The 20,348-nt window shown below is 72.2% G+C and carries 25 protein-coding genes; 13 read left to right on the forward strand and 12 right to left on the reverse strand.

From position 1 onward, the window contains the following. The first annotated feature begins 612 nt into the window (after nt 1-612). The gene (locus KME80_RS44765) at nt 613-2,544 is read left to right on the forward strand and encodes a WD40 repeat domain-containing protein (RefSeq protein WP_219517827.1); all 1,932 of its coding nucleotides are present in this window, start codon (nt 613-615) and stop codon (nt 2,542-2,544) included. Between the two features lie 32 nt (nt 2,545-2,576). On the opposite strand, the gene KME80_RS44770 is transcribed toward KME80_RS44765, so the two are convergent. Continuing rightward, a complete protein-coding gene (locus KME80_RS44770) occupies nt 2,577-2,939 on the reverse strand; it encodes a DsrE family protein (RefSeq protein WP_219517828.1) in 363 nt (120 codons plus the stop codon). Between the two features lie 44 nt (nt 2,940-2,983). Between KME80_RS44770 and KME80_RS44775 the strand changes: the two genes are divergently transcribed. The 4 genes from KME80_RS44775 to ygfZ all read left to right on the forward strand — a co-directional run bounded on the left by KME80_RS44775 (nt 2,984) and on the right by ygfZ (nt 5,418). Next, nucleotides 2,984-3,472: a heme-binding beta-barrel domain-containing protein gene (locus tag KME80_RS44775; protein ID WP_219517829.1), complete on the forward strand. Its 489-nt coding sequence runs from the start codon at nt 2,984-2,986 to the stop codon at nt 3,470-3,472. Next, nucleotides 3,472-3,768: a DUF2470 domain-containing protein gene (locus tag KME80_RS44780; RefSeq protein ID WP_219517830.1), complete on the forward strand. Its 297-nt coding sequence runs from the start codon at nt 3,472-3,474 to the stop codon at nt 3,766-3,768. The genes KME80_RS44775 and KME80_RS44780 overlap by 1 nt, the downstream gene beginning before the upstream one ends. Before the next feature lie 287 nt (nt 3,769-4,055). Then, nucleotides 4,056-4,469 carry a Fur family transcriptional regulator gene (locus KME80_RS44785; RefSeq protein ID WP_219517831.1) on the forward strand — a complete coding sequence of 138 codons (414 nt, stop codon included), beginning with the start codon at nt 4,056-4,058 and terminating at the stop codon, nt 4,467-4,469. Between the two features lie 10 nt (nt 4,470-4,479). Continuing rightward, nucleotides 4,480-5,418, forward strand: coding sequence for a CAF17-like 4Fe-4S cluster assembly/insertion protein YgfZ (gene ygfZ / locus KME80_RS44790; RefSeq protein ID WP_219517833.1), 939 nt, complete (start codon nt 4,480-4,482; stop codon nt 5,416-5,418). On the opposite strand, the gene dtd is transcribed toward ygfZ, so the two are convergent. Beyond that, complete coding sequence (gene dtd / locus KME80_RS44795; protein WP_219517835.1) at nt 5,419-5,844, reverse strand: D-aminoacyl-tRNA deacylase; 426 nt, start codon at nt 5,842-5,844, stop codon at nt 5,419-5,421. A 49-nt stretch (nt 5,845-5,893) separates the two neighbouring features. On the opposite strand from dtd, the gene KME80_RS44800 reads away from it, so the two are divergent. Next, a complete protein-coding gene (locus KME80_RS44800) occupies nt 5,894-6,796 on the forward strand; it encodes an asparaginase (RefSeq protein WP_219517836.1) in 903 nt (300 codons plus the stop codon). Here the strand turns inward: KME80_RS44800 and KME80_RS44805 are convergent. Then, entirely contained in the window at nt 6,793-8,400 is a 1,608-nt protein-coding gene (locus tag KME80_RS44805) for a DUF2207 domain-containing protein (RefSeq protein ID WP_219517837.1), read from the reverse strand. The genes KME80_RS44800 and KME80_RS44805 overlap by 4 nt on opposite strands. Between KME80_RS44805 and KME80_RS44810 the strand changes: the two genes are divergently transcribed. After that, nucleotides 8,399-9,103, forward strand: coding sequence for an ankyrin repeat domain-containing protein (locus KME80_RS44810; protein ID WP_219517838.1), 705 nt, complete (start codon nt 8,399-8,401; stop codon nt 9,101-9,103). The two genes, KME80_RS44805 and KME80_RS44810, sit on opposite strands and share 2 nt — an antisense overlap. On the opposite strand, the gene KME80_RS44815 is transcribed toward KME80_RS44810, so the two are convergent. Next, on the reverse strand, nt 9,087-9,821 hold the full coding sequence (locus tag KME80_RS44815; RefSeq protein WP_219517839.1) for an alanyl-tRNA editing protein: 735 nt from the start codon (nt 9,819-9,821) through the stop codon (nt 9,087-9,089). The two genes, KME80_RS44810 and KME80_RS44815, sit on opposite strands and share 17 nt — an antisense overlap. A gap of 129 nt (nt 9,822-9,950) precedes the next feature. Here KME80_RS44815 and KME80_RS44820 point away from each other — a divergent pair, with 129 nt between their 5' ends. After that, nucleotides 9,951-10,571, forward strand: a complete 621-nt coding sequence (locus tag KME80_RS44820) for an SGNH/GDSL hydrolase family protein (protein WP_219517840.1) — start codon at nt 9,951-9,953, stop codon at nt 10,569-10,571. Here the strand turns inward: KME80_RS44820 and KME80_RS44825 are convergent. From KME80_RS44825 to KME80_RS44845, 5 genes are all read right to left on the reverse strand, one after another. After that, nucleotides 10,556-10,924, reverse strand: a complete 369-nt coding sequence (locus KME80_RS44825; protein WP_219517841.1) for a DUF2516 family protein — start codon at nt 10,922-10,924, stop codon at nt 10,556-10,558. The two genes, KME80_RS44820 and KME80_RS44825, sit on opposite strands and share 16 nt — an antisense overlap. 113 nt (nt 10,925-11,037) lie before the next feature. Next, a complete protein-coding gene (locus KME80_RS44830; protein WP_219517842.1) occupies nt 11,038-11,457 on the reverse strand; it encodes a hypothetical protein in 420 nt (139 codons plus the stop codon). 3 nt (nt 11,458-11,460) lie between these two features. Continuing rightward, entirely contained in the window at nt 11,461-11,946 is a 486-nt protein-coding gene (locus KME80_RS44835; protein WP_219517844.1) for a helix-turn-helix domain-containing protein, read from the reverse strand. Nucleotides 11,947-12,006: 60 nt separating this feature from the next. Further along, on the reverse strand, nt 12,007-12,912 hold the full coding sequence (locus KME80_RS44840; protein WP_219517845.1) for a M56 family metallopeptidase: 906 nt from the start codon (nt 12,910-12,912) through the stop codon (nt 12,007-12,009). After that, nucleotides 12,909-13,265, reverse strand: a complete 357-nt coding sequence (locus tag KME80_RS44845; RefSeq protein WP_219517847.1) for a BlaI/MecI/CopY family transcriptional regulator — start codon at nt 13,263-13,265, stop codon at nt 12,909-12,911. Before KME80_RS44845 ends, KME80_RS44840 begins: the two co-directional genes overlap by 4 nt. 54 nt (nt 13,266-13,319) lie before the next feature. Here KME80_RS44845 and KME80_RS44850 point away from each other — a divergent pair, with 54 nt between their 5' ends. After that, nucleotides 13,320-13,829: an O-acetyl-ADP-ribose deacetylase gene (locus KME80_RS44850; RefSeq protein ID WP_219517850.1), complete on the forward strand. Its 510-nt coding sequence runs from the start codon at nt 13,320-13,322 to the stop codon at nt 13,827-13,829. 7 nt (nt 13,830-13,836) lie between these two features. On the opposite strand, the gene KME80_RS44855 is transcribed toward KME80_RS44850, so the two are convergent. Next, nucleotides 13,837-14,622, reverse strand: a complete 786-nt coding sequence (locus KME80_RS44855) for a class I SAM-dependent methyltransferase (RefSeq protein ID WP_219517852.1) — start codon at nt 14,620-14,622, stop codon at nt 13,837-13,839. Beyond that, complete coding sequence (locus KME80_RS44860) at nt 14,615-15,358, reverse strand: SDR family NAD(P)-dependent oxidoreductase (RefSeq protein ID WP_219517854.1); 744 nt, start codon at nt 15,356-15,358, stop codon at nt 14,615-14,617. Before KME80_RS44860 ends, KME80_RS44855 begins: the two co-directional genes overlap by 8 nt. Before the next feature lie 93 nt (nt 15,359-15,451). On the opposite strand from KME80_RS44860, the gene mshA reads away from it, so the two are divergent. From mshA to KME80_RS44880, 4 genes are read left to right on the forward strand one after another with little or no spacing between them, the layout of a single operon-like run. After that, on the forward strand, nt 15,452-16,729 hold the full coding sequence (mshA, locus tag KME80_RS44865) for a D-inositol-3-phosphate glycosyltransferase (RefSeq protein ID WP_308126190.1): 1,278 nt from the start codon (nt 15,452-15,454) through the stop codon (nt 16,727-16,729). A 21-nt stretch (nt 16,730-16,750) separates the two neighbouring features. Then, nucleotides 16,751-17,233, forward strand: coding sequence for a type III secretion system chaperone family protein (locus KME80_RS44870; RefSeq protein WP_219517856.1), 483 nt, complete (start codon nt 16,751-16,753; stop codon nt 17,231-17,233). 44 nt (nt 17,234-17,277) lie between these two features. Further along, on the forward strand, nt 17,278-17,952 hold the full coding sequence (locus KME80_RS44875) for an SAM-dependent methyltransferase (protein ID WP_219517857.1): 675 nt from the start codon (nt 17,278-17,280) through the stop codon (nt 17,950-17,952). 10 nt (nt 17,953-17,962) lie between these two features. Continuing rightward, on the forward strand, nt 17,963-18,706 hold the full coding sequence (locus KME80_RS44880) for a phosphoglyceromutase (protein ID WP_219517858.1): 744 nt from the start codon (nt 17,963-17,965) through the stop codon (nt 18,704-18,706). 273 nt (nt 18,707-18,979) lie between these two features. On the opposite strand, the gene KME80_RS44885 is transcribed toward KME80_RS44880, so the two are convergent. Continuing rightward, a complete protein-coding gene (locus tag KME80_RS44885; protein WP_219517859.1) occupies nt 18,980-19,696 on the reverse strand; it encodes a helix-turn-helix domain-containing protein in 717 nt (238 codons plus the stop codon). Nucleotides 19,697-20,348 lie beyond the last annotated feature (652 nt).

Raw genomic sequence — 20,348 nt, forward strand, 5'->3', positions numbered from 1 at the left:
GCCGCCCTCCGCCTCCTCGTCACAGCCACCCCCGACCCCGCCCCCACCCTCCTCCGGGACGCCCCTGGGAACACGCCCCCTCCGGGGGACGCGCCCTCTGCGGGGGGCCCGCGCTCTCTTGGAGGTGCGTCCTCGCCGGAGGGCTCGCGCTCTTCCGGAGGGCCGTCCACGCGTGGGGACCTACACCCTCCCGAGGGCCGGCCTTCCCCCGAGGGCCCGCCCTCTCCCGGACGCCGGCCCACCCCCGAGGACCCGGCCTCTCCCGGAGGCTCGCCCTCCGCTGGAGGGTTGCCCTTCTCCAGGAGCGAGGCCGCCGTCGGCGGGACGTCCGGAGCAGGCGCCTCCATCGGTGGGGAAGGGCCCGTACCGGAGTCCCCGCCCGGGAGCGCCCCCGCCCCGGCTGCCACAGCCGCCCACGAGGGGGCGCCCAACCCCGTGCAGGCACGCGCCCGCGTACGGGCGCCCGCCCCCGAAGGCGCGGTCAGCCCTCAAGGCAGGCCCGTCCTGGAGGCGGCGCCCGAGCCGGGAGGGGCGTCCGTTCCCGTGGGTGGGTCCAATCCCGGAGGGGCGTCCTCGCGGGGGCTCGGGTGGTGGGGGAAGGTCGGGGGGCCGGTGGCGGCGGCGGTCGTGGTGGTGGCGCTGGTGGTGGCGAACCTGCCGGAAAGCCCCTCGAAGGTGGCGTTCGGGCAGGCGGTGGGGGAGCCGATCGCCGGTCACCGGGGCGACGTCAAGGCGGTCGCCACCGGGACGCTGGACAGTGCGCCGATCGCCGTGACGGGCGGCGACGACGGCACGGCGCGCGTATGGGACCTGGCGGCCGGCAAGCAGCTGGGGGACCCGCTGGCCGGGCACGAGAACGAGGTGACGGCGGTGGCGCTGGGCGAGCTGAACGGCACGCCGATCGCGGTGACGGGCAGCCATGACGACACGGCCAGGGTGTGGGACCTGAGGACGCACCGCCAGCTCGGCGCGGCTCTGGACCACGAGGACTCGATCACGACGCTGGCCCTGGGCGAGGTGGACGGGGTGCCGGTGGCGGTGACGGCGGGCACGGGCAACACCGTGCGCGTCTGGGATCTGGCCAGGAGGGCGCCACTGGGGGAGGCGTTCCAGGTGGGCGGCGACTACGTGACGGACGTGGCCGTGGGGGAGGTGGGCGGCGTGCCGGTGGTGGTGACGGCCGGGTCGGAGCACGTGGCCCAGGTGTGGAACCTCAGGACCCGCCGCGAGCACGGCGCCCCTCTGACGGGCCACGGCGACAAGATCACTTCGGTGGCCTTCACCGCGTTCGACCGCCCGCGGGTGGTCACCACGGCGTACGACAACACGGCGCGCGTCTGGGATCTGGAGTCGCGCAAGCAGGTGGGCGTGTTCGGGGAGCACACCGATTCGGTCAACGCCGTGGCGCTCGGCAGCGTGGACGGCGGCTCGCCGGTCGCGGTGACGGCGGGCGCGGAGGGCATGCTGCGCATGTGGGACGTGGCCTCACAGAAGCCGATGGGCACGATGGAGGCTCCGGGCCCGGTCACGGCCGTCGCGTACGGGGAGAGGGACGGCGAGCCGTACGCCGTCGCCGCCACCTCGTTCGGGCCCGTCCAGGTGTGGGACCTCGACACGCGGGAGAGGAGCGGCGACCCGCTCCCGGGGCATCCGGGGAAGGTCCTGGCGGTGGCGACGGGCACGCTCGGCGGCACGCCGGTGGCGGTCACCGGCGGCCACGACCGGACGGTGCGGGTGTGGGACCTGGCGGCGCGGCGGCCGCGCGGCGGACCGCTGACGGGGCACGCGGGCAGCGTGTCGGCAGTCGCGCTGACCACGGTCGACGGCGTGCCGGTGGTCGTCAGCGGCGGCGAGGATCGCGCCGTACGGGTGTGGAACCTCGACACGGGCCGGCAGGCCGGCGACCCGCTCACCGGTCATACCGACGTGGTCCGTTCGGTGGCGACGGGGACGCTCGGCGGCACGCCGGTGGCCGTCACGGCGGGCGACCGGTCGGTGCGCGTGTGGGACCTCAGGACACGCAGGCAGCTCGGCGCCCCGATCACCGGCGACACGGAGCTGACCTCGGTGGCCCTGGGCACGCTCGACGGCGTGCCGGTCGCGCTGGTCACCGCCGAGGAGGAGGCTCACCTGTGGCGGCTCGACACGCGGCAGCGCGTGCGGTCGTTCCGGGCCGGGCACGAGCTGTCGACGGCCGCGTTCGTGACGCTCGGCGACACTCCCGCGGTGATCACCGCGGGTGAGGACGTTACCCGGCTGTGGGACGCGCGCACCGGTGCGCCGATCGGTGCCCCGGTGGAGCACGACGCGTTCGTCCGGGCAGTGGCGGCGGGTCAGGCGGGGGGCAGGACCGTCGCGGTCGCCGCCCAGGACGACGGTCTGGTCCGCGTGTGGGACCTGAAGGCGGGCCGGCAGGTGGGCGGCCCGCTGGCCGGGCATGGCGCACCGGTGCTGGGGGCCGCCCTGGCCGAGGTCGGCGGCACGAAGGTGGCCGTCACGGGCGGGTTCGACGGCACCGTGCGGCTGTGGAGCCTGGCCCAGTAGAGCAGCCCAGTAGAGCAGCTCAGTGGACGGGTTCAGTACACGAGCGCCTGCACGCCCTCCGCGGTGGCCTCCTCGACGAACGTGGGCGCGCCGGCGATGCGGACGCCGTCGATCACGTCGTCGACGGTGATCTCGCGCCGGGCCGCGCACTGCGTGCACAGCGTGACACGCCCGCCCGCGAGGATCGCCTCCAGCAGGTCGGGCAGCGGGACGGCGTGCGGCAGCTCGAACTCCTTGGCCCGCCCCGGCAGCGCGAACCAGGACGACTCGCCCGTGAGCCAGAGAGAGACGGGGACCCCGCTCGCGACGGCGGCGGCCGCGACCGTGAACGCCTGGTTGCACCGCTCGGGCGCGTCGGCCCCGGCGGTCACCTTGATCACCAGTGATCGTGCCATGCAGTCACCCTAGCCCGCCGCGGGCGGGACTAGGGTTGGGGGTCATGGAGGAACCTGAGGTGCACCCCGACCTGGAGCCGATCGCCTTCCTGCTCGGCCGGTGGGAGGGTGCCGGGGTCGGCGGCTACCCCACGATCGAGAGCTTCAACTTCGGGCAGGAGATCGAGTTCGGCCACAACGGCAAGCCGTTTCTCACGTACGTGAGCCGCACGTGGCTGCTCGACCAGGACGGCGGCCGGGTCAGGCCGCTGGCCACCGAGTCCGGCTACTGGCGCGTGCAGCCCGAGCGGCAGCTCGAGGTGGTGCTGTCGCATCCGACCGGCATCGTGGAGATCTACGTCGGCGAGGTCGTCTTCCACAAGATCGACCTGCACACCGACGTGGTGGCGCGCACCGCGTCCGCGAAGGAGTACACCGCGGGCAGGCGGCTGTACGGGCTGGTCAAGGGCAATCTGATGTGGGCCTACGACATGGCGGCCGTCGGTCACCCGCTGACGTCGCACATGTCGGCCGAGCTGAAGAAGGTGGCGTGATGGGCGCCCCGTTCACCGACGACGCCGTCGAGGCGATCAAGCGTCACATGAACGACGACCACGCGGCCGACTCGCTGATCATCGTGCGCGGGCTGGGCGGCCGGCCGGCGGCGACCACGGCGGTGACGAGCGACGTCGACGGCGAGGCGATCGAGTTCACGATCGACGGCGGCGAGCGGGTCAGGGTGCCGTGGGGCGAGACGCTGACCGAGCGGGCGCAGGTGCGGATGGCGGTCGTGCGCCTCTACCGCGACGCCTGCCAGGCGCTCGGCGTCCCCGCGCGCGAAGAGCACTGAAAAGCAAAAGAGGGCCCCGGGCGGCGCTCCGCCTGCCGAGCAGGCGGGCCGGATGGACCAAAGACGGGATCGGATCCCGCCCTCCGGCTGCCAGGGGCCCCGGTGGTTGCCTCGAATTCGCTGACGAGCACGAGACAACTAAGTCCGCGACGTCAGCGGACAACCACCTCGCTAGTCCAACTATGAATCACCATTGTTTGGACCACCTCCTTTCCGCGTACTCATGAAGTTATGCGGTCGCCGTCGGAGGGGGCAAGTGAATTAACGTCCGGTCGTAGACTCGGGGCATGACGGAGACGCAGTGGCATGAGGAGCTTCGCGCCAAGGGTTACCGGGTCACTCCGCAGCGCCAGCTCGTGCTGGAGGCGGTCAAGGAGCTGGAGCACGCCACTCCTGACGAGATCTGCGTCAAGGTCAGGCAGACGGCCCGCGGGGTCAACATCTCGACCGTCTACCGCACGCTGGAGCTTCTCGAGGAGCTCGGCATGGTCACCCACACCCACCTGGGCCACGGCGCCCCGACCTACCACCTGGCGTCCGACGCCGACCACGTCCACCTGGTGTGCCGGGGCTGCGGCGACGTGGGCGAGGTGCGGCCGGAGATGGCGGAGGGCCTGGTCAGGGGGCTGGACGACGAGCTGGGGTTCGTGGCCGACGTCCATCACCTGACCGTCTTCGGGCTCTGCCGGGAGTGCCGTTAACCTGGAGGGCATGCGTAGCCCTCTGCTTGACCTGCCCGGCGCCGTCCCCGCCGACGGCCCCGACGCCGACGTGGCGGCGCACTACGGCGACCTGTTCGCCGAGCAGCGCGCCCTGGCCAAGGGCGAGGCGGTCGTCGACCGGAGCAACCGTGAGACCGTCCGGATCGCGGGGGCCGACCGGCTGAAATGGCTCAACGACTTGACGTCGCAGAAGCTCGACACGCTCGCCCCGGGGGAGTGGACCCAGACGCTCCTGCTCGACCTTCAGGGCCGGGTGGAGCACCATCTGACGCTGGTCGACGACGGTGAGGCGGTGCTGGCGCACGTCGAGCCCGGCGCCTCGGCGAGCCTGATCGACTATCTGGACCGGATGCGGTTCATGCTGCGCGTGGAGGTCTCGGCGGCCGACGAGCTGGCCGTGCTGTCGACGGCGACGGAGGACCTGCTGGTGCCGCGCGCCGAGCTGGCCGAGCATCTGGGCCGGCCGGTGGCGGGGCTGTGGGCGTACGAGGCGCTGCGGATCGAGGGTCACCGGCCCCGCATGGGCTTCGAGACCGACCACAAGACGATCCCGCACGAGGTGGGCTGGATCGGTGCGGCCGTGCACCTGTCGAAGGGCTGCTACCGGGGGCAGGAGACGGTGGCGCGGGTGCACAACCTGGGGCATCCGCCGCGGCGGCTGGTGTTCCTGCACCTCGACGGCAGCGTCGACACGCTGCCCGTGCACGGCGCTCCGGTGATCTTCGAGAGCCAGGAGGTGGGCACCGTCGGCTCGGCGGCCCGCCACCACGAGCTGGGGCCGATCGCGCTGGCCGTGGTCAAGCGCACGGTGCCGGTCGACGCGCCGCTGCTCGCCGGCGGCGTCGCGGCCTCGCAGGAGGTCATCGTGCCGCCGGACGCCGGGCGCAACGTCAGCATCGACCCGAGCCTGCGCCGTCGCATCCGCTGACTAGACGTCGATCACCAGGGTGATCGGGCCGTCGTTGACCAGCGAGACCTTCATGTCGGCGCCGAACCGGCCGGTCTCCACGTGCGCGCCGAGCGCGCGCAGCTCCTCGACGACGGCCTCGACCAGGGGCTCGGCGACGGGCCCCGGGGCGGCCGCCTGCCAGGTGGGGCGGCGGCCCTTGCGGGTGTCGCCGTAGAGCGTGAACTGGCTGATCACCAGCAGCGGCGCGGCCACGTCCGAGCACGACTTCTCGCCGTGCAGGACGCGCAGCCCCCACAGTTTGGCGGCCAGCTTGGCCGCCTGGTCGCGTGTGTCGGTGTGGGTGACGCCGACCAGCACGAGCAGCCCCGGCTCGTCGATCGCGCCGACAGGCTGCCCGTCGACGGCCACGGACGCGGAGCTCACCCGCTGCACTACAGCTCGCATGGGACCACATTGTGGCCCAGAAATACACTCGTGAGAAAAGGAGGAGCCGATGGCGCTGGTCGTGGAGGTCGTGCGGTCGGGGTTCGTGGAGTCCAGGCACCTGGCGCGGATGCTGACCCTGGACGCGGCGGGCCGCCCGGCCGAGACGCACGGCGCGGTCGCGGAGCCGGCGTCGCCGCGTTCGGCGATGAAGCCCCTCCAGGCGCTCGGCATGGTGCGCAGCGGGCTGCGGCTGAGCGGCGAGCTGCTGGCGCTGGCGTGCGCGTCACACGCGGGCGAGCCGTTCCACGTCGACGGCGTGCGCAAGATCCTGGCCGGGGCCGGGCTGGACGAGTCGGCGCTGCGCTGCCCCGAGGACTACCCGGAGGACCGGGCGGTGACCGACCGGGGCCGCGTCTACATGAACTGCTCGGGCAAGCACGCCGCCATGCTCGCCACCTGCGTGGTCAACGACTGGCCGCTGGAGTCCTACCTGGAGCCGCCGCACCCGCTCCAGCGGGCGATCCGCGCCACGGTTGAGGAGCTGACGGGCGAGCGGATGCCCGCCTCCGGCGTCGACGGGTGCGGGGCGCCGCTGTTCTTCGTCTCGATGCTGGGCGTGGCGAGGGCGTTCCGCACGCTCGCGGTGAGCGGCGAGGGCGGCGTGTTCGACGCCGTCCGCGCCCATCCGCAGTGGACGTCCGGCACCCACCGGCCGGAGACCGCGCTCATGCGGGCGCTGCCCGGCCTGATGGTCAAGGTGGGCGCCGAGGGCTTCCAGGCGTTCGCGTACGAGGACGGGCGCGCGGGTGCGATCAAGGTCGAGGACGGCGCGGCGCGTGCCCGGACCACGCTCACCGTGGCCGCGCTGCGCTCGCTCGGGCTCACCTCACCGGAGCTGGACGAGCTGGGCGTGCAGCGGGTGTACGGCGGCGGCCGGCCGGTCGGCGAGCTGCGGATCCACCCCGACTAGAGGGTGCGGAACTGCCGGGTGGCCGAGATCGCGCCCGACGTCGTCGTGGTGAACGTGCGCATCGACCCGGCGAACTTCGACAGGTCCCACTCGGCCGGCCCGTGATACCAGTAGAGGTTGTCGCTCGGCGAGCCGTTGCCGGTGACCGAGGCGACGACCCGCGACCAGTGCTCCACCCCGTCGAAGATCACCGCATAGGGCAGGTAGCGGGAGAACAGCTCGACCCGGTGCTGCTCCGGCACCTCGCCCAGGTCGCCGGAGAAGAGATACTCGCGGAAGCCGAGCGTGTGGGCCAGCGCGGCCGAGCCCTTGGCCGTCTTGGCCGGCATGTACTGCCCGCCCACGGCCAGCGCCCCGCCCGCGACGATCACGCCCAGCCCGATCAGCCCGTACGTGGTGAACCAGGCCAGCGCGCCCGTGGCCAGCACGCCGACGCCGATGAGCACGACGCCGATCGTGGTCCAGCGCGTCCGCTCGGCGTCCGGGCGGCGGGCGAACCAGCCCTGCGTGACGACGTCGGTGTAGAGGGCGTCGCGCACCTTGCCCAGATGCGTGGCGAACGAGCCGGACAACTGCGACAGCAGCACCGCGTCCCGGCCCTCGAAGATCGCCTCGTACAGCGCCCGCTCGTAGGGCAGCAGCGCGTTGACGGGCGCGTTCGGCAGCCGTACCAGCATCCAGTCGGGGGCGTCGTACGTCTGGCGGGGCTGCTCGTCGATGCGCAGGTAGCCGCGGACGGCGAGGTCCACGATCGTGGCCGTCACGTCCACCACGTCGGCCTGCTCGTCCACGAGCGTGCCGATCTGGCCGGGACGCACCCCGTCGGGCGGGCTGAAGTGGCCGTTCTGGACGGGGTCGACCGCGCCGCGCTCGTGGCCGACGATGCGGGCGTCGCGGCCGCGCGTCCAGTAGAGCAGCGCGACGCCGCCGAGCAGCAGCACGAGCAGGCCGGCCAGCGCGCCGCCGGTGACGGGGCTGAGCGTGAACGCCGCCGCCAGCGAGAACCGCTTCTCCAGGATCGGCTCGCCGCCGCTCGCGCCCGCCGGGAAGCCGACCACCACGGTCAGCGCCTGGCCGGGGGCGATGCCCGCCTGCTCGAAGTCGGCGTGGGTGGCCGTGTGGTCCATCGCGGCGGCGGTGCAGCCGATGGCGGAGGTCAGCTCGCCGGCGAAACATGACAGGTTCTGCACCTGGCCGGGGCCGCTGACCTTGACGGTGGCCTTGTCGACGGCGGTGTTCCAGCCGTTGACGGCGAACCAGCGCAGCTCCTCGACGCCGCCGGTGGGCGTGACGGCGCCCTGGACGTCGTACTCGACGGTGGCGGGCGACTTGACCGTCAGCACGTCACCGGCCAGCGTGCCGCCCTTGAGGTTGGCGATCCGGTAGACGCGGTCGCTGGTGTCGTCGTAGCGCGTCCTGGTCAGGAACGTCCGCTGGAGCTCGCCGGAACCGCCGCTGATCTTCTCGACCACGTGCAGCGTGCCGCCCTTGCCGAGGGTCATCGTCACCTCGGTGGTGATCCCGGCCTCCGCCAGGGCGGGAGTCGCGGTCAGCGCCAGGGCGACGGCTCCGAGAGCGGCTAGCGTGTGCCTGATACCCGTCATGGCCGTGAATCGTATCGGTATCCCGGTTGAGGAGGACCTGACGGCCGATGCCCGAGAGATGATCCGGTCGGGCGACGTGGCCGCGCTGCGCGCCCTGCTCGCCGCCGACCCCTCGCGGGCCACCGCCCGCCCCGACGGCGCCCGTACGCTCCTGCACGTCGCCACCGACTGGCCGGGGCACTTCCCGGCGGTCGCCGAGACGATCGCCGCGCTGGTCGAGGCGGGCGCCGACGTGGACGCCCGCTTCCGCGGCGAGCACGCCGAGACGCCGCTGCACTGGGCGGCCAGCAGCGGGGACGTGGCGGCCCTCGACGCGCTGCTCGACGCGGGGGCGCGCATCGACGCGCCGGGCGCGGTCATCGCGGGCGGGACGCCGCTGGACGACGCGGTGGCCTTCGGGCAGTGGGAGGCGGCCCGCCGCCTGGTGGCGCGCGGCGCCGCCGTCGGCTTCCGCCACGCCGCCGCGCTCGGCCTGCCCGACCAGGTGACGGTCACCGGTCAGGAGGAGCTGGACACGGCCTTCTGGTACGCCTGCCACGGCGGCCAGCGGCGGATCGCCGAGCTGCTGCTGGAGCGCGGGGCGGCGGTGGACCGGGAGCCGCCCTGGGAGCCGGTGACGCCGATGGAGGCCGCGCTGCGGCAGGGGTTCGCGGAGCTGGCCGGATGGCTGCGGGAGCGGGGCGCGGTCAGTCGGAGATCGTGATGCGCAGCCGGCGGAAGCCGCGGCCCTTGCTCTCGACCTTGGCCACCTTGATGCGGCCGATCTGCTTGGTCGAGGCCACGTGGGTGCCGCCGTCGGCCTGGGTGTCGAGGCCGACGATGTCGACGATCCGCACGTCCTCGACCTCCGGCGGGACCAGGTTGGTCGCCGTGCGGATGATGTCGGGGATCGCGAACGCCTCGGCGCGCGGCAGCACCCGCACGTCGATGCGCCGGTCGGCGACGATCTCGGCGTTGCACAGGTCCTCGACCGACTCCTTGAAGCCGGCCGGCACCTCCGGCAGGTTGAAGTCCATGCGGGCGGTCAGCGGCTCCATGTTGCCGCCGGTGACCGGGCAGCCGAACTCGCGGAAGACCACCCCGCACAGGACGTGGAGCCCCGAGTGGGTGCGCATGAGCGCGGAGCGGCGCTCGTCGGCGACGGCCGCCCGGACGACGGCGCCCACCGGGGGGACCGGGTCGCCCTCTGCCGGGATCAGGTAGAGATCGTCGCCTTTGCGTACTCCGGCGATGCGGGTTTCCACGCCCTGCCAGAGGAGAACTCCGTGATCGGCCGGCTGGCCGCCGCCTCCTGGATAGAATGCCGACCTGTTGAGCACGATCCCTTCGGGGGTCGCGTCGAGGACCACGGCTTCGAAGTCGCGAAGGTTCTGGTCCGCCAGTTCGAGCCGTTGCGTTCGCCCGTGAAGATCGGTGGTCATGTCGGCAGCCTAGAGCTTTCGAGGTGGTAGATGCGCGCGAGGCTGCGTAGCCCGCTCAGGAGAACTCTCGCCGGCCCGGCCGCCTCGATGGCGGCGATTTGCTGCACTTTATCGGGATGTGCGGCGGCGGTGGCCACGCCGCCCCAGCCGCCCCTTGAGCGGCGCCCGCCGGTCGTGATGTTCGTCGGCGACAGCTTCACCGTGGGGTCGGGGCCGGTGCCGCGCTGGCACACCTACGCCGCCGAGGCGGCCCGGCTGCTCGGCTGGCAGCCGGTCATCGCCGGAGCGGGCGGCACCGGCTTCGTCAGCGACGGGCGCGTGGGCCGTACGTTCCAGGAGTCGTTCGAGGCGGAGCTGGCGTGGCGGCCCGCACCCGACGTGCTGGTGATCTCCGGCGGCCACAACGACGGCCGGTGGCCGGCCGAGCGGGTGGGCGAGGCGGCCGACCGGCTCCTCGACACCGCCCGCTCGACCTGGCCCAAGACGCAGATCGTCATGGTCGGCCCGATCTGGCTCGACCCGACGCCGCCCGCCAAGGCCTACCGCGTGCGCGACGCGCTGGCGCGGGTGGCGTCGAGTCAGGCCGTGCCCTTTCTCGACGCGCTGCGCAGGCCGTGGTCCTCCGGCGGCGGCAAGGCGGAGGTGAAGGCGGTGCTGCCCGACGGCGTGCACCCGACCCGCGCCGGGCACGCCCTGATGGGCCGGTGGCTCGCCAGGAGCCTGACCCGGCTACCTCACCAGGGGCCGTAGGGGCCGCTGTTGCCGCCGCGCCCGCCCATGCCCTTGACGGCGGGCTTGACGTCGACGATGTAGATCGTGGCGGCGATGACGGCGGCGATCGAGAAGATGCCGAGACCGATGCCGATGAACTGCGCGCCCCCGAGGAACAGGAAGGCGTTCAGGTAGGACCACGCGCCCGCCGCCGAGAAGAGCGTGGCCAGGATCAGGATGATCAGCCAGATGTTCTTCTGCAGCTTCCCCGCCGACACGAACGCGCCGGTCGGCACCCGTAGCGCGTGGATCAGCGCGTAGGCCGACATGCCGAGAATGATCACGGCAAGCGCCAGGAAGAGGAAGTTGAGCCCGAGGTTGATGAATTCCATGAGTTTGGCTCCGCCCAGTGCCGCGATGAAGTCGGCCCCAGCCTAATAGCCGCCACGGGCACTCCGCGCGGCGAAAAGGCCCGCCCCCAGGACGGGGCGGGCCTTCGGGTCGGTCAGGCCTGGGCCTTGGTGGTGCGGTTGGTGGTGCGGGTCTTCTTGACGGGGGTGGCGACGGCCGGCTCGGCGGCCTCCGACACCTCCTCCAGCTCCAGCGCGGCCTCGCCGGTGGTCCGGCTGACGACCTTGCGGCCGCGGGTGGCGAAGTCCTCGTAGACCTCGACGGCCCGGTGGCTCAGCTGGTCGGCGTACTCGCGCGCCTTCTCGGGGAACTCCTTGGCGAAGCCCTCGGCCTTGCCGGCGTAGTCGCGGGCGCGGCCGGGCAGGTCCTTGGCCAGCTCGGCGCGGCGGGCCTGGAGCTTCTGGAGCTGGTCGGGCAGCTCGCGCAGCTTCTCCACGGCGAAGTCGCCGACACCGGCGACGGCGTAGAACGGCTTGGAATCGGTGAGCTTCTTGACCTCGGTGGCCAGCGTCATGGGTTAACCTTCCTTGGTTTCCTGGTTGACGGTGCCGTTGCCGTCGCTCGTCGCGTAGGGCTCAAGTGCGGCGACAAGCTCCGGCGGCAGCGGCTGCTCGTCGTCCGTGGAGGGCCCGGGGTCGGCATTCTGGGAGGTCTGCCCGTCCCCGGGCCGCTCCTTGCGGAACGACTCGTAGATGTCGATCAACACCTGGCGTTGCCGCTCGGTGAGATGCGTGTCGGCTCTGATCGCACTGATCACGTCGCTGGGCGGCTCGCGGTCCTCGATGAGGCCCGCCTGCACGTAGAGCGCCTGCGAGGAGATGCGCAGACCCTTGGCGATCTGGTTGAGGATCTCCGCGCTGGGCTTGCGCAGACCGCGCTCGATCTGGCTCAGGTAGGGGTTGGAGACCCCCGCCTGCTCGGCGAGCTGGCGGAGGGAGATCTTCGCCTGCTGCCTCTGCTCGCGGATGTACTCGCCGATCGAGCCGACCTTCGGTAGTGCCATGTCTCCAGTGTGCCCGCCACTGCTTGCAATTGCAAACGGAATGGTTAACTCCAGCAAGCGTCAGAGCTGGATGACCCACAGGAACGGCGTGGCTGTGACCAAACTCACCGACAGGGCCAGCACGCCGTAGCGCAGGCCGAGGTGGATCTCGGGGGCCGGCTTGATCAGCCGGTCGACCCTTGCCATGACGTGCTGGGCGTGCACGCCCAGCATCCCGCTGGGCGTCGGCATGGCCCCCGCGGTGCCGAACCTGAGCAGCGCCGTGGCGAGCCGGCGCGGCGAGCAGTAGCGGCGGGCCCGGTCGTCGGCCGCCATCTCGACCAGCAGCTCGACCTGGGCCTGCGCGTCACACACGATCTTGGACCAGGGCAGCGCCCGGCGCAGCGCGGCGAACGGCAGCAGCACCAGGTCGTGACGCTCGCGCACGTGCGCGGCCTCGTGGGCGAGCACGGCCGTCAGCTCGTCCTGCGACAGCAGCTTGAGCGCGCCCTCGCTGACCACGACCTGCGAGCGCAGCCCGGGCACGCAGTAGGCGGCCGCGCTCGGATGGTCGAGCACCCGCACGCCCGGCACGATCGGGTCGTCGCGAGAGATGAGCCGCAGCAGCGTGCGGTGCCGCCGCCGGGCGCGCAACGCCTGCACCCCGGCCGTGAGCAGCACCACGACGAGCACGGTGAGCGCGGTCAGCCCGGCGATCATGGCGAGCACGTGCAGCGCGTCCCACGGCTGCAGCGGCGCCCGCCCGCGGGCGAAGGCCAGCAGGCCGGGAAGCACGCCGATCCCGTACGGGTCGACGGCGTAGGCCAGCATGGCGCCGGTCGTGGCCAGGCCCCAGGCCAGGCCGAGAGACTGCCAGAGAATGATGGCGACCCGCGGCGCGCGCGAGGTCCACCGGGCGGTGGTGAAACGCCAGGAGCCGATCGCGCACGCCGTGGCGAGCGCGGCCAGCACCGCTGCCGTGGTCACTCTTCCTCCAGCTCCGTAAGGGCTTTGCGCAGGATCTCCGCCTCGGGCCCGGAGACGGCCTGGGCGAATCGGGTCAGGGCGGCCGAACGGTCGCCGGTCATGCCGAGTGCTTCCAGCATAAGGTCAGCGATGTAGCCGTCACGGCTTTCGGCCGGTTCGTACCGCCAGGCGCGGCCGTCACGAGTGCGCTGGAGGAAGCCTTTGCGGGTGAGGCGGTCGAGCACGGTCATCACCGTGGTCGGCGCCAGGTCGCGGTCGGCGATGAGCCTGCCGACCTCGCGTGCGGTCAGCGGGCTGCTCTGCGCCCAGAGGATGTCCATGATGCTGCGTTCAAGCTCGCCAAGACCCTTCACGTCCTCCAGACTAGCTCTACGACGTGTCGAGCTGGAATTCGGGATGATGGTGAGATGGACATCACCCTGGTCCAGGGGGACATCACCGAGCAGGTGGTCGACGCGATCGTGAACGCGGCCAACTCCTCCCTGATGGGCGGCGGCGGCGTCGACGGGGCCGTCCACCGCAGGGGCGGCCCGGCGATCCTGCGTGAGTGCCGCGAGCTGCGCGCCTCCCGCTACGGCAGGGGCCTGCCCACCGGCCAGGCGGTCGCGACCACGGCCGGCGACCTGGCCGCGCGCTGGGTGATCCACACCGTCGGCCCGGTCCACTCGCGTACGGAGGACCGCTCGGAGCTGCTGGCGTCCTGCTTCCGGGAGTCGCTGCGGGTGGCCGGCGAGCTCGGCGCGGCCTCGGTGGCGTTCCCGGCGATCTCGACCGGCATCTACGGCTGGCCGCTCGACGACGGCGCCCGCATCGCGGTCGCGGCCGTGCGGGGGAGTGACGCGCCGGTGAAGGACGTGCGGTTCGTCCTGTTCGACGCCGAAGCGTACGCCGCCTTCGAGCGGGAGCTCGGGCGGTAGTCCCGGCTCAGCCGACGGCCGACCACGGCAGCGTCACCTCGCCGAGCCGCCAGCGCGCCCGGCCGCCCAGCGGCGGGTGCCGGGGGATCGGCCACGAGCCCGCCAGCACGCCGACGGCGGCCAGCCAGCGCTGCCGCAGCCCGTGCGCCCCGTACGGCGCGCTCACCGCCCAGGCGTGGTCGAAGTCCCGCAGGAACGCGTGGATGCGCTCGCCCGGCACGTTGCGGTGGATCAGCGTCTTCGGCAGCCGGTCGGCCAGGTCGGAGGGCCGCTCGAAGGCGTCGAACCGGGCCGAGAACGTGAGCGTGCGCGGCCCGTCGCGGTCCAGCCCCACCCACACGGCCCGGTGGCCGGTCTCCGAGCAGGTGCCCTCCACCAGGACGCCGCCCGGCGCCAGCTTGCCGCGCAGCAGCTCCCAGTAGTGCCAGGCATCGGCCTCGCCGTACTGCCGCAGCACGTTGAAGGCCCGCACGAGCGTCGGCGGGCGCTCGACCGGCAACTCGAAGCCGCCGAGCCGGAAGCTCAGCCCCTCGCGCTCGTACGGCCTGGCCAGCGCGACCCGGGCCGGGTCGATCTCGACGCCGACGACCTCCACGTCCGGCGCGACCCGCCGCAGCCGGGTGAACAGCTCCAGCGTCGTCGTGTGCGACGCGCCGTAGCCGAGGTCCACCACGAGCGGGCGGGACGCGCGGCGCAGCAGCGGGCCGTGCACGGCGGCGGTCCAGCGGTCGGCGCGGCGCAGCCGGTTGTGCCCGGTCGTGCCCCGGGTGATCGCGCCGACCGGCCTAGCCACTGACGCGGTGCACCTTGTGCTGGGCGGCCTGGGCGCGCGGCCGGATGACCAGCCGGTCCACGTTGACGTGCGCCGGCCGGGTGACGCACCAGGCGATGGCGTCGGCCACGTCGTCGGCGCTCAGCGGGTCGGGCACGCCCTCGTACACCTTGGCCGCCGCCGCCTCGTCGCCGCGGAACCTGGTCACCGCGAAGCCCTCGCTCTTCACCATGCCCGGCGCGATCTCGACCACCCGCACCGGCTGCCCGACCAGCTCCAGGCGGAGCGTCTCGGTCATCGACGTCTGCGCGTGCTTGGCCGCGCAGTAGCCGCCGCCGCCCTCGTACGACACCAGTCCGGCCGTCGAGGTGAGCATGACCAGCACGCCGTCGCCGGAGTCGACGAGTTTGGGCAGCAGCGCCTGGGTCAGGCGAAGGGAGCCGAGCACGTTGGTGTCGTACATCCGCTGCCAGTCGTCCAGCCGGCCGCCGGCCACCGGCTCCAGCCCGAGCGCGCCTCCGGCGTTGTTGACGAGCACGTCGCAGCGGTCGAGGGAGGCCGCCAGCGCGTCCACCGACTCCTGGGAGGTGACGTCGAGCGTGACAGCCCTGATTCCCGGCGTCTCGGCGGCCAGTTCGTCGAGCCGGTCCCGCCTGCGCGCGCCGGCCACCACGTCGTACCCCTCGGCGGCCAGCCGGCGGGCGGTCGCCTCGCCGATCCCGCTGCTCGCGCCGGTCACCACAGCCGTTCTCTTCATGGCCAACATCCTGCCAGGCCCCCCGGTTGTGACCTTCTGCCGGGAATGTCGGGATGATCTGAGCAGTTGTAATCCGCTTGGAGGTGGTGTCGGGTGAGGCGACGACGGGTCAACCGGGTCGCGACCATCAGCATGCACACGTCCCCGCTGGACCAGCCCGGAACGGGCGACGCCGGGGGGATGAACGTGTACATCGTGGAGTCGGCCAGGAAACTGGCGCGCCTGGGCGTCGAGGTGGAGATCTTCACCCGCGCCACGGCGCGAGACCTGCCACCGGTCGCCGAGCTAGAACCCGGCATCCTGGTCCGCCACCTGACCGCCGGGCCGTACGAGGAGATGGACCGGGCCGACCTGCCCGGCCAGCTCTGCGCGTTCCTGTCGGAGGTGCTGCGCACCGAGGCCATGTACGAACCCGGCCGCTACGACGTCATCCACTCGCACTACTGGCTGTCCGGCCAGGTCGGCTGGCTTGCCAAGGAACGCTGGGGCGTGCCGCTCGTGCACACCATGCACACCATGGCCAAGGTCAAGAACCGCTTCCTGGCCGCCGACGACAAGCCCGAGCCGCCCGCCCGCGAGGTCGGCGAGGAACAGGTCGTGGGCATCGCCGACCGCCTCGTCGCCAACACCGCCGACGAGGCCGGCGAGCTCATGGAGCTGTACGGGGCGCCCCGCGAACGCGTCGCCGTGGTGAACCCCGGCGTCAACCTGACCGTCTTCCAGCCCGCCTCACAGGGCGCCGCCCGGCAGCGGCTCGGCCTGCCGCAGGACGCCCACGTGCTGCTGTTCGTGGGCCGCATCCAGCCGCTGAAGGCCCCCGACGTGCTGCTGCGCGCCGCCTCCCGGATGCTCATCGACGACCCCTCCCTGCGCGGCCGGCTCGTCGTCGCCTGCGTCGGCGGCCCCTCCGGCAACGGCCTGGCCCGCCCGTCCCTGCTCACCGACCTGGCCGCCGAACTCGGCATCGCCGACGTCGTCCGCCTCGTGCCGCCCGCGCCGCAGCACGAGCTCGCCGACTGGTACCGCGCCGCCGACGTCACCGTGGTGCCCTCGCACAGCGAGTCGTTCGGCCTGGTCGCCCTCGAATCGCAGGCGTGCGGCACCCCCGTCGTAGCCGCCGCCGTCGGCGGGCTGCGCACCGCCGTCCGCGACGGCGTCTCCGGCCTCCTCGTCGACGGCCACGACCCGCACCAGTGGGCCGCCGCCCTGCGCCGCCTCGTCACCGAACCCCGATGGCGCGAGATGCTGTCGGCCGGCGCCCGCGAGCACGCCGCCGCCTTCGGCTGGCAGGCCACCGCCTCCCGCCTCACCGAGGTCTACGCCGCCGCCATCGCCAACCTGCACCGGGTGCCGGTGGCGGTCAACTCGTAGGCCGTCTCCTAGGGTGTACTGATGCGCGACGTTGTCGAAGCCGCGCTCAAGGCCGCGGACGTCACCTACGACGAGCCGCGGCCCGGAGCGTTCCTGGTCAAACTGCCCGGACAGCACAAGCTCGCCACCATGACCTGGCTCATCGTCGGTGACCGGGTCCTCCACGTGGAAGCGTTCTTCTGCCGCCAGCCCGACGAGAACCACGCCGAGTTCTACAAATGGCTGCTCGGCAAGAACGGCGCCATGTACGGCGTCCACTTCTCCGTCGACCCCGTCGGCGACGTCTACCTCGTCGGCCGCATCCCCCTCGCCGCCGTCACCGCCGACGAGATCGACCGCCTGCTCGGCTGCGTGCTCACCTACGCCGACGACTGGTTCGACCGCGCCCTGGAACTCGGCTTCGCCTCCTCCATCAGGCGCGAATGGGAATGGCGCGCCAAACGCGGCGAATCGCTGGCCAACCTGCAGGCGTTCGCCCGGTTCGCCGACCCGGAACGCGCGTAAGATCCTGGGGCGTGAGATCCTGGGGCGTGAGTGACACAGGAGGTATGGAGCCGCACGTTCCGCACGTCGCGCGCATGTACGACTACTTCCTCGGCGGCCACGACAACTACCGCGTCGACCGCGAGGCCGCCGCCCACGTCCTCGAGATCGTGCCCGGCATCCGCGAGGACGCCCGGGCCAACCGCGCCTTCCTCGGCCGCGCCGTACGGGCACTCGCCGACGACGGCATCGGCCAGTTCCTCGACATCGGCTCCGGCCTGCCCACCTGCCGCAGCGTCCACGAGGTCGTCCCCGGCCGCACCACCGTGTACGTCGACTCCGACGCCCAGGTCGTCAGCCACGCCCGCACCCTCCTCGACGGCGTCCCCGAAGCCCTCGCCGTCCGCGGCGACCTGCGCAAACCCACCGACATCCTGAACAACCCGGCCGTCGGCCAGCATCTCGACCTAGACCGGCCCGTCGCCGTCCTCCTGCTCGCCATCGCCCACTACGTCGCCGACGACCCCCAGCCGCTCATCGCCGAACTCATGGCCCCCCTCGCCCCCGGCAGCCACCTCGTCCTCTCCCACGTCTCCGACGGCACCACCGACCCGCGCCCCCTCTTCGCCGGCCTCGACCTGCTGCCACCCGGCGTCGTCACCGTGCCCGAATGGCGCCCCGAAGACCTCGTCCGGCCGCCCACCCCCCACTTTCTCTGCGGGGTCGCCCGCAAACCATAGGATTGACCGCATGGCGACATTGGTGCTGCTACGGCATGGCGAAAGCGACTGGAACGCGAAGGGCCTGTTCACCGGCTGGGTGGACGTCTCCCTGTCGGCGAAGGGCGAGGACGAGGCCCGCCGCGGCGGCAAACTCCTCACCGAAGCCGGCGTCTACCCCGACGTCGTCCACACGAGCCTGCTGACCAGGGCCATCCAGACGGCCCAGTACGCCCTCGGCGAGGCCGACCTGCTCTGGCTCCCCGTCAAGCGCTCCTGGCGGCTCAACGAACGCCACTACGGCGCCCTCCAGGGCAAGAACAAGGCCCAGACGCGCGAGGAGTTCGGCGACGAGCAGTTCATGCTGTGGCGCCGCTCCTACGACACGCCCCCGCCGCCCATCGCCGACGACGACGAGTACTCCCAGGCCGGCGACCGGCGCTACGCCCTGCTCCCGCCCGAGCTGATGCCGCGCACCGAGTGCCTCAAGGACGTCGTGGACCGGATGCTGCCCTACTGGTACGACGCGATCGTGCCCGACCTGTCCGCCGGGCGGACCGTCCTCGTGGCCGCCCACGGCAACTCGCTCCGCGCCCTGGTCAAGCACCTCGACGGCATCGGAGACGAGGAGATCGCGGGGCTGAACATCCCCACGGGGATTCCGCTCCGGTACGAGCTCGACGCCGAGTTCCGGCCGGTGCGGCGTGGAGGCGAGTACCTGGACCCGGACGCGGCCAAGGCGGCCATCGAGGCCGTGGCCAACCAGGGACGCTGACGCGCGTTCGGTCCTCGTTGTCGGCTTTGGGCTGTGCTGTTTGCGGGGCGCGTCCCGCGCCCAACGGCATGGTCCTCGTTGTCAGGCGCTTCGCGCCTCCGGCACTCGGGCTGTGTTCAGCGGGGGCAAGCCCCCCGGCGAGGGGCCTGCCTGGCCCCTCGCGCTCCCCGGCCGGTTGCGCGAGTTCGGCTTCCACAGGGTCAGGTGTTGCGGGGCAGCTCCTCATGGCTGGACCGCTGGGCGACGCGCACTGTGGGAGCCCCTCCTGGTTGGTCAGCCCGGCAGAGCTCCCAGGCCGGCCAGCAGCTCGTCGCGCTCCCCCTGTGACAGCGCCTGGTAGATGGGCTCGTCCAGCCGGTTCGTCTCGTCCTCGATCTCCCGCCGCTGCGGGCTGTCCGCGGGCAGTGCCCTCAACTGAGCGAGCGTGAGCCCGGCGGCGGACCAGGCGGCCCGGTGCGCGTCGCCCCGGTGGTGGCGCAGCGCCCCGAGGCGGCTGGTCAGGCGGAGCGTCGGGGAGGCGTCTGCCGGCTCGTACACCGGAGCCACCGCCCGGAACGCCGGACCACCGGTGGCCTGACCCGCCTCCAGGAGGCGGCCGACCAGTTCGGCGAGCCGTGGCACCACGGTGAGGCCCGGCATCGTCTCGACCAGCTTCTGGTCCCAGTACACCTCAGCCCAATCGGCGTACGTGCGCTGCACCTCCAGCGCCAACTCCCGGCCGAGCGGAGTCAGCCGCCACGTTCCGTCACCGTCGACCTCCGCCACACCCTGCGCCAGCTCGTCGGTCATGTCCGAGCCGGAGTACGTGGTCACCGCCGCGAAGGCTTCGGCAGGCATAGGCCGGGCCAGCAGGCCGAAATAGAAGCTCCTTTCGAAGCCCGGCCGAATCTTGTACGCGTCGTAGACAGCCTGGACGCGCTCATGCCCTGTGCCCCGGAACCCCGCGTACACCCGGTCGACCACGGGCCGGATCAGTGCTGCGTAACTCATATGGCCTCGACTTACTCGCACAGTGGGAAGCCAAGAATAGATCAACCGTGAGCGCCGTCATCGCGAGTAGCCGGCACAGCCGGGTCAGGAGCCTTCCAGGTCTTCGACGTGGCGATGGCGCGGGCGCCGCCCAAGCCTTGATGCCTGGGCTGGCGTAAGCCCGCCGTCGGGTCGTGGATGGCGCCGGGCGCCATTTCACCACCTTCACCGAGGCCCATGACAGCTCTCCAGCGCGACCGATTTCAAGAGCAAACTCCGCGCCTGCGCACAAATAGCACCTTGATACTCGACCCAAGGGATGGGCAAGTGGAAATCGACAACGATTCAAATCCTGTCGGGCTATCCTTCGTACCCTTGACATGATCGCGCGATCGCGCCCGGTGATTTATGTGGGGGAGTTGTGGAGCTCTGGGAGCGCTCGTCGGTCAGGTTCATGCTCCACGCGAAGCTCGACGACCTGCACGGCGAGGCGTTCGAAGAGTTCTTCCACAGGGTCATGTGTGTTTCGGAGCCCGGCTTTCTCAATGAGCCATTTCCATCCTGAAGCGCCAGGTCACAAGCATGTTGCAGGCTCTCGATCTTGACCTACAAGCAGAGAAGCCCCTGGTAGATGCGTTGTCGACCAAGAGCAACAGCATCCCCAGGAGCTTCG

Origin of the sequence: Nonomuraea ceibae (assembly GCF_019396325.1) — a bacterium.
GTDB classification, from domain to species: Bacteria; Actinomycetota; Actinomycetes; order Streptosporangiales; family Streptosporangiaceae; genus Nonomuraea; species Nonomuraea ceibae.